The following is an 18,373-nucleotide window of genomic DNA, read 5'->3' as shown; positions in this document are numbered from 1 at the left end:
CTCAGGCGGAGAGCTTCTCGCGGCCCTTGCGCCGGCGACCGGCGAGGATCGCGCGGCCCGCACGGGTGCGCATCCGGAGCCGGAAGCCGTGGGTCTTGGACCGACGACGGTTGTTCGGCTGGAACGTGCGCTTGCTCACGAGGTACTCCCACTGACGACGTCGAGGCGGTGGCCGGCCAGTCGGGCCGACCACGCGGGGTGCCGGCGCGGGCCGGCGTCTGCCGTCCCCACGCCCACACCGAGGCTGGTCTGCTGCGGTCACGCACGGACGAGCACGCGTTGAACACACGAGCGAGCCGTCCGCTGTCCACAGACCCGGTCAGCATAGCCGAGACGGACGGCGTACCGGCGGACGGGCGGAGAGCGGACCCGTCATGCTGCACCACGGCCGGTCCGCCCCACCCGCGACGCGCCGGGCGCGACACGACCGGGGGCGCACAAGGCGGCCCTCGGCTCGTTGCCCGCCTGTGGATGGGGCTGTTAGCGTCGCCTCGCTCCAGACCCGCCGCCGGACGCCTGCAGGCAGGACCGTCCGGCGCGGGCCGCCCGACCGGCGGATGCACCGGTCCCGCCCGCCGTGCGCGCCCGTGACCAGGGTGTACCGATCGGGACCGGGGCCGGTCCACCGGGCCCGCACGACAGCCCTGCCCGCGAGCCCCTCCGGTGTCCACAGTCTGTGGACACGGGTGTGGAACCCGCACCGGCGCGGGTCCCCACCTGGGGACGGACCGGGGGACGACGGAGCGCGGCGACCGGGACGGACCGGTCCCGACACACCCTCACGACACACGGACCACCCGCCGCTGCGCGGCACACCACGGGGACGCAGGAAGGGACACAGCCGATGCCGGATCCGATCGACCTCGCCACGGTCTGGGAGGGCATCCGCCACCGGCTGGCCGGGAGCCTGACCCCGCAGCAGACCGCGATGCTCAACCTCACCCGCCCCCTGGGCCTGGTGGAGGACGTGGCGGTGCTGGCCGCCCCCAACGAGTTCACCCAGACCGTGCTGGAGTCCCGCATGCGGGCCGCGCTCAACGAGGCGCTGTCGGCGGAGTTCGGCCGGGAGATCAAGGTCGCCGTCCAGCTCGAGGACGGGCCCACCCCGCCGCCGCCCCGCGAGGACCGCGAGCAGGCGTGGCCGGCCGAGCCCGCCCGTCGTCCGGAGTGGGAGCGCGCCGACCGACGCGACGCCGAGGACCGGGCCCGTGAGGACCGGTCGAGGGACGAGCGCACCAGGGACGACCGCAACCGCGACGACCGCAACCGGGAGGACCGGGACCGCGACGACCGTGACCGCGACGACGAGGACCGTGCCGCCCGCGCCCAGCTCGACGACGGCCGCAGCGCGTTCGGGGTGCGCACCGACGCCCCCCGCCGGGACGCCTGGCTGCCCGAGTCCGGGGACGGTCGGGACTGGTCCCGCGGCACCGGCTACGACCGCGAGGCCCGCGAGGACCGGGCCCCTGCCTGGGACCGCCCCCGCGCCGACCCGCGTCGTCCGGCCCCCTGGGACCAGGACGACGCCGCCGGCGACCCGGGCTCGGCGACGGCCGGGTCCGAGGACGGCCGCCCGTCCGACGGCGACCACGGGATCGGGCGGGACCCGGGTCAGGCCGGTGCCGCCGGCCGAGGTGGGTACGGCGACCGTCGCTCCCCGGGCAGCGACCTGGGTCTGAACCCCAAGTACGTCTTCGACAGCTTCGTCATCGGCAACAGCAACCGGTTCGCCCACGCCGCGGCCGTCGCCGTCGCCGAGGCGCCGGCCCGGGCCTACAACCCGCTCTTCGTCTACGGCGACTCCGGGCTCGGCAAGACCCACCTGCTGCACGCGATCGGGCACTACGCGGCGCGGATGTTCCCCAACGTCCGGGTCCGCTACGTCTCGACCGAGGAGTTCACCAACGAGTTCATCAACCTGGTGCACTCCGGGCGGGCCGAGGACTTCCGCCGTCGCTACCGGGACATCGACTTCCTGCTGATCGACGACATCCAGTTCCTGGAGCGTGCCGAGCGCACCCAGGAGGAGTTCTTCCACACCTTCAACACGCTGCACAACGCCAGCAAGCAGATCGTGATCACCTCCGACCGCCCGCCCAAGAAGCTGACGACGCTGGAGGACCGGCTGCGCACCCGCTTCGAGTGGGGTCTGATCACCGACGTCCAGGCGCCGGACCTGGAGACCCGGATCGCGATCCTGCGCAAGAAGGCGTGGGGGGAGCGGCTGCAGGCCCCCGACGCGGTGCTGGAGTTCATCGCCAGCAAGGTGCAGACCAACATCCGCGAGCTCGAGGGCGCCCTGATCCGGGTGACCGCCTTCGCCAGCCTGAACAAGCAGCCCGTGGACTTGGCGCTGGCCGAGCTGGTGCTCAAGGACCTGATCAGCGACGAGCAGGGCCCGCAGATCACCGCGGCGATCATCATGGCCGCCACCGCCGAGTACTTCTCCGTGACGATGGAGGAGCTGCAGGGCGCCAACCGCTCGCGCACCCTGGTCAACGCCCGGCAGATCGCGATGTACCTGTGCCGCGAGCTGACCGAGCTGTCCCTGCCCCGCATCGGGGCGTCCTTCGGCGGCAAGGACCACACCACGGTCATGCACGCGGTCAAGAAGATCACCGGGCTGATGAGCGAGCGCCGCGCCACTTACACCCAGGTCACCGAGCTCACCGCCCGCATCAAGAGCCGCGCCCGCCAGTGAGGCCCCGGGTGCCCCTGCACCCGCACCGTTGCGAGAAGCGCCCTTCTCGTCAGGACTCCTGACGAGAAGGGCGCTTCTCGTCGTGGGGGACGTCGAAGAGGGCGCTTCTCGTCGGTGGGGGTGGTGACCGGCCGGGTGACCGGGCTCGAGGGTCGACTCGGCGACCGGCTCGCCTCACCCGTCCTGGTGACTCTGCGCAGTCGCCTGAGCACCGGGCTGCCCCACGGGTCTCGTTGTCCCCAGCTCTGTGCACAGCCTGGGGAGATCGCGTGTGCACCGCTCCACCCAGGGTCACCACGGTCGGTCACGCTGCGTCCGCGCAGGTCACGTCGCTGCACCCGGACGAGGGTCGGTGACCGTCCCGTAGGACCCGCTGACCGGCCCTCGCCGTCCACACCGTGTCCCCATGTCGACCCCCCTCCACCCCCAGCCCGTCCCGAGGTGCTCCCCAGCGCCGTCCCCCCTGCGGGGGGTGACGTGCGCCCTGGGGACCGACGGGGGGATCAGGCGGGAGAGCGGGTGGACCAGGGGTGGAGGAGGACGGTCACCGGTGGACGCGGGCTCCTGTGTCCCCAAGTCGACCCCAGGGAGACGGTCACCGGCCCACAGCGGGCCAACAGGGGCACTCACGGCCTGACCTGGGCGGAAGGGCTCGGTCCCCAGTACCCACACCTGTGATGACGGTGATGAGTGATGTCCCTCGAGGAGTCCTTGAACCACACACTGGGTGTGCACGTGCCGGTCGACGAGTCGACACGGACGAGCAGCACCGACCCAGGGGGCTCCGCGCAGGGGCAGGTCGACGCCGGGGTCGATCGCAGGGGAGGATGACGCGGCACCGGCAGCGGGACCGCTGGGTCGCGCAGGACCGAGACAGCAGCACCAGACCGAGCAGGACGAGCAGGGGTGGACACGACATGAAGTTCCGGGTGGCACGTGAGGTGCTCGCCGACGCGGTGGCGTGGACGGCGCGCAGCCTCCCCCCGCGACCGTCGGTGCCGGTCCTCGCCGGGATCCTGCTCGAGGTCGAGGGCAACCAGCTGTCGGTCTCCGGCTTCGACTACGAGGTCTCCGCGCGGTCCGAGGTGGACGTGCAGTCCAGCGAGAGCGGTCGCGCCCTGGTCCCCGGCCGACTGCTGGCCGAGATCACCCGGGCCCTGCCCCCGCAGGCCGTCGACGTCGTCGCCGAGGGCGCCCGGTTGTCCATCAGCTGCGGCAACGCCAAGTTCTCGCTGCCCACGCTCCCGGTCGAGGACTACCCGTCGCTGCCCTCGATGCCCTCGACCGCGGGGGTCGTGGACAGCGACGCCTTCGCCGAGGCCGTCGGCCAGGTCGCCGTGGCCGCCGGCCGCGACGACACGCTGCCGATGCTCACCGGCGTCCGGCTGGAGATCGAGGGCGACCTGGTCACCCTGGCCGCCACCGACCGCTACCGGCTCGCCGTCCGCGAGTTCGCGTGGCGCCCGGAGACCCCGGGTCTCTCGGCCGCGGTCCTCGTGCCCGCGCGCACGCTCGCCGACGCGGCCAAGACGCTGACCAGCGGACCCGAGGTCGTGCTGTCGCTGTCCTCGGGCGGCTCCGGCGAGGGCATCCTCGGCATGAGCGGCAAGGACCGGCAGACCACCACCCGGCTGCTGGACGCCGAGTTCGTCAAGTACCGGGCGATCATGCCGAACGAGTCGGCCTCCTACGCCACGCTGCCGGTCGGGCTGTTCACCGACGCCGCGAAGCGCGTGGCCCTGGTCGCCGAGCGCGGCACGCCGCTGCGCTGCGAGTTCACCCCCGGGCAGGTCACCCTGCGCGCCGGTGGCACCGACGACGAGGGCCAGGCCGAGGAACGCTGCGACGTCGAGTTCGACGGCGACCCGCTGACCATCGGCTTCAACCCGACGTTCCTGCTCGACGGCCTCGCCGCCGTGCACACCGAGCGGGCCCGGATGGACTTCACCAGCGCGCTCAAGCCCGCGGTGCTGTCCGGCCACGAGGAGCCCAGCGAGGACGGCGCGGTCCGGCCCGGCTCCTACCGCTACCTGATCATGCCCGTCCGCCTGCCGGGCTGAGGAAGGACCCCGTCGCCCCCCACGACTCGCGAGCTCGCCGTGGGACCCTGCGACGGGGCCGGGGGGCAACGACCTCCGGCGACCACATCGAACGAGGAGACACGACGTGCAGCTGGGCCTGATCGGACTGGGCAAGATGGGCGGCAACATGCGCGAGCGGCTGCGCCGCGCCGGGCACGAGGTCGTCGGCTACGACCGCTCGCCCGAGCTGCAGGACGTCGACAGCCTGGAGTCGCTGGTCGGTGCCCTGAGCGCACCCCGCGTCGTCTGGGTGATGGTCCCGGCCGGTGACCCGACCCGGGAGACCGTCGAGGCGCTGGGGAACCTGCTGGAGGCCGGTGACGTCGTCGTCGACGGCGGGAACTCGAAGTTCACCGACGACAAGGTGCACGCCGACCTCCTGGCCACCAAGGGCATCGGCTACGTCGACGCCGGCGTCTCCGGCGGTGTCTGGGGCCTGGAGAACGGCTACGCGCTGATGGTCGGCGGGACGAAGGAGGACGTGGCCAAGGTCCAGCCGGTCTTCGACGCCCTCAAGCCGCCGGTCTCCACCGAGACCGACTCCCCGGCCGGTGAGGGCGCGGGCTTCGTGCACGCCGGTCCCGTGGGCGCCGGGCACTTCTCGAAGATGGTCCACAACGGCATCGAGTACGCGATGATGCAGGCCTACGGCGAGGGCTACGAGCTGCTGGCCGCGGTCGACCTCGTCGAGGACGTCCCCGGCGTCATCGCCTCCTGGACCCATGGCACCGTCATCCGCTCCTGGCTGCTGGACCTGCTGGTCCGCGCGCTGCAGGAGGACCCGGGCCTGGACGACATCACCGGCTGGGCCGCCGACTCCGGAGAGGGCCGCTGGACCGTGGAGCAGGCCATCGAGCACGCGGTGCCGATGCCGGCGATCTCGGCCTCGCTGTTCGCCCGGTTCTCCTCCCGGCAGGACGACAGCCCGACGATGAAGGCCGTCGCCGCGCTGCGGAACCAGTTCGGCGGCCACGCGGTCAAGGCCCGCGAGGTCGAAGACCCCGCCTAGCAGCAGCGTCGAAGACTCCGAACTGATCGGCCCCCTCGCAGGGGCCCGGACCGAGCCTGCGAGGTTCGGGGGGCGAGGGGGTCCTTCATGTACGTGAGACACCTGCAGCTGGGGTCCTTCCGCAGCTGGGAGGCCGTCGACCTGCCGCTGACGCCGGGTCCGACGGTCTTCGTCGGGCGCAACGGCCAGGGCAAGACCAACCTGGTCGAGGCGATCGGCTACCTGGCGACGCTGGGCAGCCACCGGGTGTCTTCCGACGCACCGCTGGTCCGGCACGGCGCCGAGCAGGCCGTCGTCCGGGCGGCGTTGCGCAAGGACGACCGGGAGCTGCTGGTCGAGGTCGAGATCAACCCCGGCCGGGCCAACCGGGTGCGGGTCAACCGCTCCCCGCTGCCCCGGCCGCGGGAGCTCCTCGGCCTGGTCAAGACGGTGCTGTTCGCCCCCGAGGACCTCGCCCTGGTGCGTGGTGACCCGACCGAGCGCCGCCGCTTCCTCGACGAGCTCCTGGCCAGCCGCACCCCGCGGCTGGCCGGGGTCCGGTCGGACTACGACCGGGTGCTCAAGCAGCGCAACGCCCTGCTGAAGACGGCGAAGCTGGCCCGCGGGAACGCGCTGGCCACCCTCGAGGTGTGGGACGGCCACCTCGCCGACCTGGGCGGTCAGCTCCTGGCCGCCCGCCTGCAGCTGGCCACCGACCTGGCCCCGCACGTGACCGAGGCCTACGCCGGGGTCGCCGGGGACGGCGCCGACCGGGCGAGCCTCGGGTACACGAGCACGGTCCCGCTGGCCGGGGACGGGACGGCGTTCCTGCCCGGCTGGGGTCTCCCGACGGCGGCCGAGCTGACCGCGGCGCTGGCCCGGCGGATCGAGGAGCGGCGCAAGGACGAGGTGGACCGCGGGGTCACCCTGGTGGGCCCGCACCGCGACGACCTGGTGCTGCACCTGGGCCCGGCGCAGGCCAAGGGCTACGCCAGCCACGGCGAGTCCTGGTCGTTCGCGCTGGCGCTGAAGCTCGCCTGCTTCCAGCTCCTGCGGGCCGACGGTGAGGAGCCGGTGCTGGTGCTCGACGACGTCTTCGCCGAGCTCGACGCCGGCCGGCGCACCGCGTTGGCCGAGGTCGCGCGCACCGCCGAGCAGACGTTGATCACCGCCGCCGTGGCCGAGGACGTGCCGGCGGCGCTCCGCGGCACCCGGGTCGAGGTCGTGGGTGGAGAAGCGCACGTGCTCGCCGATCCGGAGGATGCTGGGACGCGTGACTGAGCCCGGACGCCCCGCCCGGCCCAGCGACATCGCCCGCGCCGCCCTGGACGCCGCCCGGGCCGCCTCGGCGGCCCGGCCCAAGCCCACCCGGCGCCGGGTCGCCGGACCGCGGAGGTCCTGGACCGGGGCGCACCCCGGCGCCGACGATCCGCAGACGCTGGGGGCGCTGGTCGACTCCCTGGTCAGCCACCAGGACTGGAGCGAGCGGACGAAGGTCGGCTCGGTCTTCGGCCGGTGGGACGCCCTGGTCGGGGCCGACATCGCCGCGCACTGCAGCCCGCAGTCGCTGAGCGAGGGCGAGCTGACCGTGGTCGCGGAGTCCACCGCCTGGGCGACCCAGCTGCGGATGATGGCCCCGACGATCCTGGCCAAGCTGCACGGGGGGTTGGGCGGCGGCGTCGGTGGGGACGTCGTGACCCGGTTGCGCGTTGTCGGTCCGACGGCGCCCAGCTGGAAGAAGGGCCCGCGGACCGTGCGTGGCCGCGGCCCGCGCGACACCTACGGCTGAGCACCCGCCCACCCGATCCGCAGCACCGACCCCGAGAGCGAGCCAGGCGATGACGACCCCCCGCGACGGTTCCGACCGACCCGAGGACCAGCCGGCCGACGGCGACCAGTCCCGGGCCTGGGAGCCGCCGGGCTGGTCGCTCCCGCCGGCCGAGCCCGACCGCAGCCAGCAGCCGGCCACCCCGCCGGCCCAGCAGCCGGCGCCCCCGGAGCAGGACTGGGAGGCCACCCCGCCCCCGCCGCAGCAGCCCGCGGCCTGGGACCAGCCGCAGCAGCCCGACCCGTGGGACCAGCCGCAGCAGCCCCCCGTGCAGGAGGAGCCGCGCCGCGGGGGCCTGTTCGGCGGGCTCTTCGGCGGCGGCCGCAACCGCCCGCCGGTGACCCGCCCGCCGCGCAAGCCCACCGCGCTGGAGGAGGTCTACCGCCCGCGCGAGGCCGGCACCTGGATGGACACCCAGGCCTGGGGTGCCGCCCACGGCTGGACCCCCAGCGACGGCACCGGCCCGCAGGATGCCCCGCTCGTCGCCCTGACCCGCAGCGCCCCGGTCCGCCCGGCCAAGAGCGAGGTCCCCAGCAACGTGCTGCGCGGCCGGGACGCCGGCCTGGACCTGGTCGCCTTCGACATCGTCTCCCCGGTCGGCCAGGCGTGGGTGGCCACCCACGCCGTCACCGCGGCTCCCGTGCTCGGCGGTGCGCCGGCCTTCCGGCTGACCCCCGCCCGCTTCTGGCGCCACGGCACCGGCGGCCAGCTGCAGATCCCCAGCGGTGACCCCGAGTTCGATCAGCGCTGGGTGCTGCTGGTGCCCGAGGACGGCCCGCAGGTGCGCCGGCTGGTCGAGGACCCGGTGGTCCGGCAGGCCCTGCTGGGCTCCGACGACGGCGACGAGCTGTGGTCGGCCGAGGGCTTCGTGGCCGCCGTCCGGCCCGACGGCAACCGCCCGCTGCTCATCCAGCACCACGCCCGGATCCTGGCCGCGGTCACCGCCGCGCTGGCCAGCGCGTACTGAGCCCGCCCTGACCACGACCGACCAGCCCGAGTCACCCACCGCGGGGCTGCGCGAGCTGCTGCCCCTGCTGCGCCCGCACCGGCGGGCGCTGATCGCGGCCGCCCTGCTCTCGCTGGTGTCGGCGGCGGCCGCGCTCACCCAGCCGCTGCTGGTGTCGCGGGTGATCACCGCGGTGGGGGCGCAGACGCCCCTGCTGCCGGTGGTGGCGACCCTGGTCGTCGTCCTGGTCGCGGCCGCGGTGCTCGGTGCCGGCCAGCAGTACCTGCTGCAGCGCACCGCCGAGGGCGTCGTCCTCACCACCCGGCGGACGCTGGCCGACCGGTTGCTGCGGCTGCCGGTCGCCGAGTACGACCGGCGGCGCACCGGAGACCTGATGAGCCGGGTCGGCTCGGACACCACCCTGCTGCGTTCGGCGGTGACCAGCGGTGTGGTGGAGATCGGCGGCTCGCTGGTCGTCGGCATCGGTGCGCTGATCGCGATGGCGCTGGTCGACGGCCTGTTGCTGCTGGTCACCCTGGCCAGCGTCAGCATCGGCGTGGGGGTGGCCATCGCCGCTGCCCGCCGGGTACGGGTGCTCTCCCGCCAGGCCCAGGAGCAGGTCGGCGCGATGAGCGCCGCGGTGGAGCGGTCGCTGTCGGCGGTGCGCACCATCCGGGCCAGCGGGGCCACCGGCCGCGAGGTGGCCACCGTGGGGTCCTCGGCGGAGAAGGCGTTCTCCGCCGGCGTCGCCGTCGCCCGGCTGCAGGCGCTGGTGTCCCCGGCCAGCGGCATCGCCGTGCAGGGCGCGTTCCTGGCGGTGCTCGGCCTGGGCGGCTACCGGGTGGCCACCGGCGCGATCGAGGTCGCCGACCTGGTTGCGTTCATCCTCTACCTGTTCCTGCTGGTCATGCCGTTGGGTCAGGTCATCCGGGCCTACACCGAGCTGCAGACCGGGCTCGGCGCGCTCGCCCGCGTGCAGGAGGTGCTGTCGCTGACCCCCGAGCGGGACGACGTCGCCGAGCGGCCCGGCACCACCACGTCCCCGCGGCTGCCGGCGGCCGGTGACCCGGTCCCCCTGCTGGAGCTCCGCGACGTCGACTTCGGCTACCCGGACGGCACCCGGGTGCTCTCCGGGGTCTCCTTCGCCGTCCCGGCTGGCACCCGCACGGCGCTGGTCGGGCCCTCGGGCGCGGGCAAGTCCACCCTCCTGGCGCTGATCGAGGGCTTCTACCCGATCAGCGGCGGGTCGGTCCGCTGGGCGGGCACCGACGTGCGGGAGCTGCCGCGCGCCCAGCTGCGGGCCGCGATCGGCTACGTCGAGCAGGAGGCCCCGGTGCTGGCCGGCACCATCCGGGAGAACCTGCTGCTCGCCGCCCCGGACACCCCGGAGCCCGCGCTCTGGGCGGCGTTGGCCGACGTCGGCCTGACCCCGGTGGTCACCCGGTCACCCCTGGGCCTGGACGTGGCGGTCGGCGACGACGGCGTGCTGCTCTCCGGCGGGGAGCGGCAGCGGCTGGCGATCGCCCGCTCGCTGCTGGCCCGCCCGGCGCTGCTGCTGCTCGACGAGCCGACGGCCAGCCTGGACGCCCGCAACGAGATGCTGCTGCGGCAGACCCTGGCCACCGCCGCCCAGGACCGGGCCCTGCTCGTCGTGGCCCACCGCCTGTCCACGGTGCGGGACTCCGACCAGATCGTGGTGCTCGACGGGGGCCGGGTGGTCGCCGTCGGCACGCACGACGAGCTGGTCGAGACCGACCCGCTCTACCGCGAGCTGGCCACGGCTCAGCTGCTGGTCTGACCTGCCAGCGCGGCCCGGACGGCGTCCTCGAAGCCCAGCCGGGGCGGGGCGTCGAGGACCGACCAGACCTCGTCGTCCGCGGCGACGACGGTGTTGGGCAGCGACTCGACCAGCGAGCGGGCCAGCTCCCGGGACACCGGGGTGAGTGCGGCGACGCCCCAGGCGGCCAGAGCCGGGCCGGCGTCCGGCACCCGCAGGAAGCGCCGGCGCCCGAGCCCGGCGACCGCGGCGTAGCGCTGCACCAGCTCGGCGTAGGTCATCACGTCCGGGCCGGCGAGGGCGAACGCACCGTGCACCTCGGCCGGCAGGGTCGCGCAGCCGACCAGGGCGGTGACGACGTCGCGCAGGGCGACCGGCTGCACCCGGGTGTCCACCCACCCGGGGGCGGGGAGGACGGGCAGCCGTTCCGTCACGTGCCGCAGCATCTCGAAGCTCGCCGAGCCCGGGCCGACCACCATCGCCGCGCGCAGCACGACGGTGGGCACCCCGGACTCCAGCAGCAGCGCACCCACCTCCTCGCGGGAGAGCAGGTGCGCCGAGAGCGCCTCGTCGGCCGGTCGGGGTCCGCCCAGGTAGACCAGCCGGCGCACCCCGGCGCCCCGGGCCGCGCGGGCGACCACCCGGGCCGTCGCGCGGTCGGCCGCGGCGAACCCGGGTCCGGTGTCCAGGGCGTGCACCAGCCAGTGGACGACGTCGACCCCGGCGCAGGCCCGGGCCACCAGGTCGGCGTCGGCGGCGTCCCCGACGACCACCTCGACGTCGTCCAGCCAGGGCCGCCCGGCCAGCCGGTCGGCGTCCCGGGTGAGCACCCGGACGCGGTGCCCGGCGCCCAGCAGCGCCGGGACCAGCGCCCCCCCGACGTGTCCGGAGGCACCGGTCACCAGGCACACGGGGTCGTGGGTCACCCGGCCGAGTCTGGCCTGGTCCCGCCCCATCCGCCTCACCCGTCCGTGGAGGGCGCGGGAGGGGCGGGGACGGGAGGGGTGGTGGACGGCCTCACGATCAAGGCTCACGGACGACGTCAGGGCGTGGACGGCGCATCCTGGTGGCAGGGACCCGGTACGATCGAGGGGTCACACCGCCAGCAGCCCGCCGTGTGCCTCCCTGAGCCCCTGCCGCACCGCCGCGGCCGGTCACCACGGGGGCCCGTGCGGCGTCGCGCGAGAGAAGGGCCCCACGTGGTCGCTCGACCCAGCACTGAGTCCCAGGAGCAGCAGAACGCCTACTCCGGCAGCTCGATCACCGTCCTCGAGGGGCTCGAGGCGGTCCGCAAGCGCCCCGGCATGTACATCGGCTCCACCGGCATCCGCGGCCTGCACCACATGGTGCAGGAGGTCGTGGACAACGCCGTGGACGAGGCGCTGGCCGGCTTCTGCGACACCGTCGAGGTCACCCTGCTCGACGACGGCGGCGTGCGGGTCGTGGACAACGGCCGTGGCATCCCGGTCGACATCCACCCGGTGGAGAAGCGGCCCACCGTCGAGGTCGTCATGACGATCCTGCACGCCGGCGGCAAGTTCGACGGCAAGTCCTACGGCGTCTCCGGCGGTCTGCACGGCGTCGGCGTCACCGTGGTCAACGCACTGTCCACCGAGGTGGACGTGACCATCTGGCGCAACGGCATGGAGTACCACCAGCGCTACCGCGACACCGTGCCCGGCCCGCTCGAGGAGGTCGGCCCCACCGAGCGGCGCGGCACCTCGATCACCTTCTGGTCCGACGGGTCGATCTTCGAGACCACGGTCTACGACTACGACACGATCCGCCGTCGGCTGCAGGAGATGGCGTTCCTGAACAAGGGCCTGACCATCAAGCTGCGCGACGAGCGCCGCACGCAGGTCGAGGCCGAGGCCGCCGCCGAGGACATCCTGACCCTGGCCGCCGAGCCCGCTGTCGAGGACGGCAAGCCCTTCGAGCCGACCGAGGTGACCTACAAGTACGACGGTGGCCTGGCCGACTACGTGGCGCACCTGAACGCCAAGAAGGACGCCATCCACAAGTCCATCGTCAGCTTCGGCGCCGAGGGCGTCGGCAAGAACGACATGGCCATGAGCGTCGACGTCGCGATGCAGTGGTCCAGCGCGTACTCCGAGTCGGTGCACACGTTCGCCAACGTGATCAACACCCACGAGGGCGGCACCCACGAGGAGGGCTTCCGCGCGGCGCTGACCTCGATCGTCAACCGCTACGCGGTGGACAAGAAGATCCTCAAGGACAAGCCCGAGGACAAGCTGACCGGTGAGGACATCCGCGAGGGCCTGGCCGCGATCGTCTCGGTGAAGCTCGGCGACCCGCAGTTCGAGGGCCAGACCAAGACCAAGCTGGGCAACACCGAGGTCAAGGGCTTCGTGCAGAAGACCTGCAACGAGCAGATCAGCCACTGGTTCGAGGCCAACCCCGGCGAGGCCAAGACCATCATCACCAAGGCCAGCTCGGCCGCCCGCGCCCGCCGCGCCGCGCAGGACGCCCGCAAGCTGGCCCGCAAGAGCCCGCTGAACTCCACCGGCCTGCCGGGCAAGCTCGCCGACTGCCGCTCCACCGACCCGCGCAACTCCGAGGTCTACATCGTGGAGGGCGACTCGGCCGGCGGTTCGGCCAAGTCCGGCCGCGACTCGATGTACCAGGCGATCCTGCCCATCCGCGGCAAGATCATCAACGTCGAGAAGGCGCGCATCGACCGGGTGCTGAAGAACACCGAGGTCCAGGCGATGATCACCGCCTTCGGCACCGGCATCCACGACGAGTTCGACATCGCCAAGCTCCGCTACCACAAGATCATCCTGATGGCGGACGCCGACGTCGACGGCCAGCACATCCGGACGCTGCTGCTGACCCTGCTGTTCCGCTTCATGCGCCCGCTGGTCGAGGCCGGCTACGTCTACCTGGCCAACCCGCCGCTGTACAAGATCAAGTGGGGCGCCAAGCTCGGCGACGAGTACGTCTACACCGACGCCGAGCGCGACGCCCTGCTCAAGGCCCGGGCCGCCGAGGGCCGCAAGCTGCCCAAGGAGGACGCGATCCAGCGCTTCAAGGGCCTGGGCGAGATGGACGCCAAGGAGCTGTGGGAGACCACGATGAACCCGGAGTCCCGGATCCTCTCGCTGGTCACCCTGGACGACGCGGCCGCCGCCGACGAGCTCTTCAGCATCCTGATGGGCGAGGACGTCGAGGCACGGCGGTCCTTCATCACCCGCAACGCCAAGGACGTCCGCTTCCTCGACGTGTGACCTGGCGTTTGTCCCCCGCTGTGCATCGACTTGTGGAGAACTGAACCGTGACGGAGACCCCCAGCCGCGACCGCATTGAGCCGGTCGACCTGCAGGAGGAGATGCAGCGCAGCTACATCGACTACGCGATGAGCGTCATCGTCGGTCGAGCGCTGCCCGAGGTGCGTGACGGGCTCAAGCCCGTGCACCGCCGCGTCCTCTTCGCGATGTACGACCAGGGCTTCCGCCCCGACCGGGCCACCGTCAAGTGCGCCCGCGTCGTCGGTGAGGTGATGGGCAACTACCACCCGCACGGGGACTCGTCGATCTACGACGCCCTCGTGCGGCTGGCCCAGCCGTGGTCGATGCGGTACCCGCTGATCGACGGCCAGGGCAACTTCGGCTCCCCGGGCAACGACCCGGCCGCCGCGATGCGCTACACCGAGGCCCGGCTGACGCCGCTGGCGATGGAGATGCTCGCCGACATCGGCGAGGACACCGTCGACTTCCAGCCCAACTACGACGGCAAGAACATGGAGCCCCTGGTCCTGCCGGGGCGCATCCCGAACCTGCTGGTCAACGGCTCGGCCGGGATCGCGGTCGGGATGGCGACCAACATGCCCCCGCACAACCTGCGCGAGGTGGCGGACGCCGTCTACTGGATGCTGGACAACCCCACGGCCCCGGCCGAGGAGGCCCTGGCCGCGTGCATGGCCGTGGTCAAGGGCCCGGACTTCCCGACCCACGGCCTCATCGTAGGCCGGGACGGCATCGAGGACGCCTACCGGACCGGTCGCGGCTCGGTGCGCATGCGCGCCGTCGTCGCCGTGGAGGAGGACAGCCGGGGCCGGGTGCAGCTGGTCGTCACCGAGCTGCCCTACCAGGTCAACCCCGACAACCTGGCCGAGTCCATCGCCGAGGGCGTGCGCGACGGCCGGCTGCAGGGGATCTCCGAGATCGCCGACGAGTCCTCCGACCGGGTGGGTCGCCGGCTGGTCATCACCCTGCGCCGCGACGCCGTCGCCAAGGTCGTGCTGAACAACCTCTACAAGCACACCCAGCTGCAGACGACGTTCGGCTGCAACATGCTCTCCATCGTCGACGGGGTGCCCCGCACGCTGCGGCTGGACGAGCTGATCCGCTACTGGGTCGCCCACCAGGTCGAGGTCATCCAGCGGCGCACCCGCTACCGGCTGCGCAAGGCCGAGGAGCGCGCGCACATCCTGCGCGGCTGGGCCAAGGCGCTGGACCAGCTCGACGCGGTGATCGCCCTCATCCGGGCCAGCGAGTCCGCCGAGACCGCCCGCACCGGTCTGATGGACCTGCTCGACGTCGACGAGGTCCAGGCGCTGAGCATCCTGGACCTGCAGCTGCGCCGCCTGGCCGCCCTGGAGCGCCAGCGGATCATCGACGAGCTGGCCGAGATCGAGGCCCGCATCGCCGAGCTGCAGGCGATCCTGGACTCCCCCGAGCGTCAGCGGCAGATCGTCCGCGACGAGCTCAAGGAGATCGTCGACAAGTACGGCGACGACCGGCGGACCAACTTCATCGCCCACGACGGCGACGTGTCCATGGAGGACCTCATCGCCGAGGAGCAGGTGGTCGTCACGATCACCCGCACCGGCTACGCCAAGCGCACCAAGGCCGACCTGTACCGGTCCCAGCGCCGCGGCGGCAAGGGCGTCATGGGCGCCACGCTGAAGCAGGACGACCTGATCCAGCAGTTCTTCGTGGGCTCCACCCACGACTGGATCCTGTTCTTCACCAACAAGGGCCGGGTCTACCGGGCCAAGGCCTACGAGCTGCCCGAGGCCGCCCGGACCGCGCGCGGTGCCCACGTGGCCAACATCCTGGCCTTCCAGCCCGACGAGAAGATCGCCCAGGTCATCCAGATCAAGGACTACGCGGTCGCGCCGTACCTGGTGCTGGCCACGGCGAACGGCCAGGTGAAGAAGACCCGGCTGGCCGACTTCGACTCCCCGCGCAGCGGCGGCGTCATCGCGATCAACCTGCGCGACGGCGACGAGCTGGTCGGGGCCTCGCTGATCGACCCGGAGCAGAACCTGCTGCTGGTCACCAGCCGGGCGATGAGCATCTGCTTCAAGGCCGACGACGCCCAGCTGCGGCCGATGGGCCGGGCCACCGAGGGCGTGCGCGGCATCTCGCTGTCCGACGACGACCGGCTGCTGTCGATGATCGTGGTGACCGAGGGCGTCGACGTCCTGGTGGCCACCGAGGGCGGCTACGCCAAGCGCACCGGGATCGAGAACTACCCCGAGCAGAACCGCGGCGGCAAGGGCGTGCTCACCGCCGACCCCAAGTCCCGCAAGGGCGTGCTGGTCGGGGCCCTGTCGGTGGTGCTCGGCGACGAGCTCTACGCCATCACCTCCACCGGCGGCGTCATCCGCACCCCGGTCAACGGGGTCCGGCACAACAAGGACCGCGCGACCATGGGCGTCAAGCTCATGAACTTGCCGGAGGACGTGACGATCGTGGCGATCGCCCGCACGACGGACAACGACGAGCCCGACGCCTAGGCTGAGGCGTGATGCCAGACCCGGGGCCGGACTCACCAGTCCGGCCCCGGCCTGTCTGGAGCGCGCACGGGACTGACCGATGCACCGACGCCCTCCCGCCCGGGAGCGTGTCGAGTGCGAGGGGGCGACGAGAGTCGCCCGGGGACGGGAGTACGGCATGAGCGACCGGACACAGGGCTCGGTCCGCGACGACGCCGGACGGCCGTCGCAGGGACCGGGCACGCAGGCGACGCCGGCGAACGGGGCGGCCCCCGCGGCCCCGACCGGTTCCTCGGCCGCGGGCAGGCCGTCGGCCCCCACGACCGCCCCCGGCTGGGGCGGTGCCACCCCGGCCCGTCCCGCCGACCAGGGTGGGACGACGAAGGCCGCCACCCTCCCCGCGCCGGCGCCCCAGCCGGCCACGGCCCAGCAGCCGGCGGTCACGCCCCCCGCCGCGCCGCCGGCGCCCAAGGCGACCCCGCCCAAGCAGGCCCCCCCGAAGCAGCCCGCCGCCCGGGCCGCAGCCGCTGGTGCCGCTGGTGCCGCCGTCGGCGCAGCCGCCACCCGGACCTCCTCCGCGCAGGGCGGCCGCGCCCCGGCCGCCGAGCGCCCCGCGGCAGCCCGGGTCACCCCGGCCGCAGCCGCCCCGGCCACCGGCACCGGTGGTGGCGGGGGCACCGGCCCGGGCGGTCCCGGACGACCCACCGGTGGGTCCGGCAACAGCGGTTCCGGGAGCTCCGGCGAGTCCTCGGGCACCACCAAGACCAAGGGCGGCCGCGGACCCCGCCGGGCCCGGCTGCAGCTGCGGCACATCGACGTGTGGTCGGCGCTGAAGATCTCGCTGGTCCTGGCGATCGCGCTGTTCTTCGTCTGGATGGTCGCCGTCGGCGTGCTCTACGGCGTGCTCAACGGCCTGGGTGTCTTCACCACCGTCAACGACCTCATCGGCCAGCTCGGCTCCACCGCCGGGGTGACCGACGGCGCACCCGCCGACGTCATCACCCCCGGCATCGTCTTCGGTGGCGCCGCGGTCATCGGCGCGGTCAACATCGTGCTGTTCACCGCGCTGTGCACCGTCGGGACGTTCATCTACAACCTGTGCTCCGACCTCGTCGGTGGCCTGGAGGTCACGCTCTCCGAGCGCGACTGAGGAAGGACCCCCTCGCCCCCCGACCCACGCTCCGCGCGGGCCGGGACCCTGCGAGGGGGCCGTTCCATCCCGTCGAGGGGCGTCACGTATGCTTTCCGAGGTTCACGGGCCTGTAGCTCAGACGGTTAGAGCGCATCCCTGATAAGGATGAGGCCGGAGGTTCAAGTCCTCCCAGGCCCACCCGTGCACCGCCGTGGGGCCCTCCCGGCGCCGCGACGGACACCGGTCACCCCGCAGCCGCGGGAGCCGACTCGTCGAGGAGGTCCCCACCCGTGCTGAAGACCCTCGCCGGCGCAGCGCTGGCCGTCGCGGCCCTGGTCGCGGTCCGCAAGCGCTCCGCCGCCCGCGGCGACACCGGCCTCTGGGCCGAGGCCACCAGCGGGCCCGAGGCGGTCAGCACACCCACCCGCTAGACCCATCGCGGTACCGTGCGCACCGCACCGGGGACGTAGCTCAATTGGTAGAGCACCGCCTTTGCAAGGCGGGGGTCAGGGGTTCGATTCCCCTCGTCTCCACCCACCGCACCACCTCCCGCCGGCCCTGCCCGGGATGAGCCAGACTCACCGCGTGCGCACCCTCCACCGCGCGGCCCCGGCCGCGATCGCCGTCGCGCTGTCCGTCGTCCTCACCGGCTGCGGCAGCGCCGAGGAGCCGGTCGCCGCCCCCACCAGCGCGTCGACGGCCGCCCCGGGGTCGGCGACGACCACGGCGGCCGCGCCGACGACGACCGTCGCGCCCACCCCGGAGACCGTCGAGCAGGACTGCCCCTACCTGGACACCGCCACCGTCCAGGACACCGTCGGCCAGCAGACCCCCACGGTCACCACCACCGGCGTCCCCGGTGGTCCCCCGCCCACCTGCACCTTCCTCAAGCCCAACGACGAGGCCGCGGCGACCGTCGAGGTCAGCCAGGTCACCGACGCGATCGCCGCGCAGACCGCCGCGGTGCAGCGGGTCGCGGGCATCGGCGGCACCGCGGTCGACGACATCGCCGACGGCGGCGGGATCGCCAGCACCGACGGCGGGACCGTGCTGGCGGTGGCCGACGGGACCCTGGTCGTCGTGGTCACCATCAACCAGGCGTCCAGCCTGCAGGCCCGGGAGCTGGCCCAGGCCGTCGTCGCCGTCCTCTGACCGGGTCGTCGGCGCCGCCGGGAGG

13 protein-coding genes, 2 tRNA genes and 1 pseudogene are annotated in these 18,373 nt (G+C 73.4%); 14 read left to right on the top strand and 2 right to left on the bottom strand.

Annotated elements, in window-relative coordinates:
- Position 1: 1 nt before the first annotated feature.
- On the bottom strand, positions 2 to 139 hold the full coding sequence (gene rpmH / locus ASG36_RS09430; protein WP_040338882.1) for a 50S ribosomal protein L34: 138 nt from the start codon (positions 137 to 139) through the stop codon (positions 2 to 4).
- Between the two features lie 705 nt (positions 140 to 844).
- Here rpmH and dnaA point away from each other — a divergent pair.
- The 7 genes and pseudogenes from dnaA (at position 845) to ASG36_RS09395 (ending at position 10,342) form a co-directional block, all read left to right on the top strand.
- Complete coding sequence (dnaA, locus tag ASG36_RS09425) at positions 845 to 2,701, top strand: chromosomal replication initiator protein DnaA (RefSeq protein WP_055763113.1); 1,857 nt, start codon at positions 845 to 847, stop codon at positions 2,699 to 2,701.
- A gap of 917 nt (positions 2,702 to 3,618) precedes the next feature.
- The gene (gene dnaN, locus ASG36_RS09420; RefSeq protein ID WP_055763111.1) at positions 3,619 to 4,761 is read left to right on the top strand and encodes a DNA polymerase III subunit beta; all 1,143 of its coding nucleotides are present in this window, start codon (positions 3,619 to 3,621) and stop codon (positions 4,759 to 4,761) included.
- A 100-nt stretch (positions 4,762 to 4,861) separates the two neighbouring features.
- Positions 4,862 to 5,791 (top strand): annotated as a pseudogene (gene gnd, locus ASG36_RS09415) (phosphogluconate dehydrogenase (NAD(+)-dependent, decarboxylating)); the annotation flags it as partial.
- Positions 5,792 to 5,878: 87 nt separating this feature from the next.
- The gene (recF, locus tag ASG36_RS09410; protein ID WP_055763105.1) at positions 5,879 to 7,051 is read left to right on the top strand and encodes a DNA replication/repair protein RecF; all 1,173 of its coding nucleotides are present in this window, start codon (positions 5,879 to 5,881) and stop codon (positions 7,049 to 7,051) included.
- Complete coding sequence (locus tag ASG36_RS09405) at positions 7,044 to 7,559, top strand: DciA family protein (RefSeq protein ID WP_235494803.1); 516 nt, start codon at positions 7,044 to 7,046, stop codon at positions 7,557 to 7,559. The genes recF and ASG36_RS09405 overlap by 8 nt, the downstream gene beginning before the upstream one ends.
- A gap of 49 nt (positions 7,560 to 7,608) precedes the next feature.
- Positions 7,609 to 8,565, top strand: coding sequence for a hypothetical protein (locus ASG36_RS22320; protein ID WP_055763097.1), 957 nt, complete (start codon positions 7,609 to 7,611; stop codon positions 8,563 to 8,565).
- Positions 8,566 to 8,572: 7 nt separating this feature from the next.
- Positions 8,573 to 10,342 carry an ABC transporter ATP-binding protein gene (locus ASG36_RS09395; protein WP_200944473.1) on the top strand — a complete coding sequence of 590 codons (1,770 nt, stop codon included), beginning with the start codon at positions 8,573 to 8,575 and terminating at the stop codon, positions 10,340 to 10,342.
- Here ASG36_RS09395 and ASG36_RS09390 read toward each other — a convergent pair.
- Entirely contained in the window at positions 10,327 to 11,247 is a 921-nt protein-coding gene (locus ASG36_RS09390; RefSeq protein WP_235494799.1) for an NAD(P)H-binding protein, read from the bottom strand. The genes ASG36_RS09395 and ASG36_RS09390 overlap by 16 nt on opposite strands.
- A gap of 273 nt (positions 11,248 to 11,520) precedes the next feature.
- On the opposite strand from ASG36_RS09390, the gene gyrB reads away from it, so the two are divergent.
- The 7 genes from gyrB to ASG36_RS09360 all read left to right on the top strand — a co-directional run bounded on the left by gyrB (position 11,521) and on the right by ASG36_RS09360 (position 18,348).
- Positions 11,521 to 13,569: a DNA topoisomerase (ATP-hydrolyzing) subunit B gene (gene gyrB / locus ASG36_RS09385; RefSeq protein ID WP_055763092.1), complete on the top strand. Its 2,049-nt coding sequence runs from the start codon at positions 11,521 to 11,523 to the stop codon at positions 13,567 to 13,569.
- Positions 13,570 to 13,616: 47 nt separating this feature from the next.
- The gene (gene gyrA, locus ASG36_RS09380) at positions 13,617 to 16,085 is read left to right on the top strand and encodes a DNA gyrase subunit A (protein WP_055763089.1); all 2,469 of its coding nucleotides are present in this window, start codon (positions 13,617 to 13,619) and stop codon (positions 16,083 to 16,085) included.
- 157 nt (positions 16,086 to 16,242) lie between these two features.
- Positions 16,243 to 17,214 (top strand): DUF3566 domain-containing protein, encoded by a 972-nt coding sequence (locus tag ASG36_RS22995; protein WP_082522977.1) that lies wholly within the window; start codon positions 16,243 to 16,245, stop codon positions 17,212 to 17,214.
- A gap of 106 nt (positions 17,215 to 17,320) precedes the next feature.
- Positions 17,321 to 17,394, top strand: a tRNA-Ile gene (locus ASG36_RS09370).
- Between the two features lie 92 nt (positions 17,395 to 17,486).
- Positions 17,487 to 17,627 (top strand): DLW-39 family protein, encoded by a 141-nt coding sequence (locus ASG36_RS22315; protein ID WP_200944421.1) that lies wholly within the window; start codon positions 17,487 to 17,489, stop codon positions 17,625 to 17,627.
- Positions 17,628 to 17,656: 29 nt separating this feature from the next.
- A tRNA-Ala gene (locus ASG36_RS09365) sits at positions 17,657 to 17,729 on the top strand.
- A gap of 52 nt (positions 17,730 to 17,781) precedes the next feature.
- Entirely contained in the window at positions 17,782 to 18,348 is a 567-nt protein-coding gene (locus ASG36_RS09360; protein ID WP_055763086.1) for a DUF2020 domain-containing protein, read from the top strand.
- The last annotated feature ends 25 nt before the right edge of the window (positions 18,349 to 18,373 follow it).

The organism is Geodermatophilus sp. Leaf369 (assembly GCF_001424455.1).
Classification (GTDB): Bacteria; Actinomycetota; Actinomycetes; order Mycobacteriales; family Geodermatophilaceae; genus Klenkia.
The sequence above is the reverse complement of the archived record's forward strand: the minus strand, read 5'-3'. Positions and strand labels throughout refer to the sequence as shown.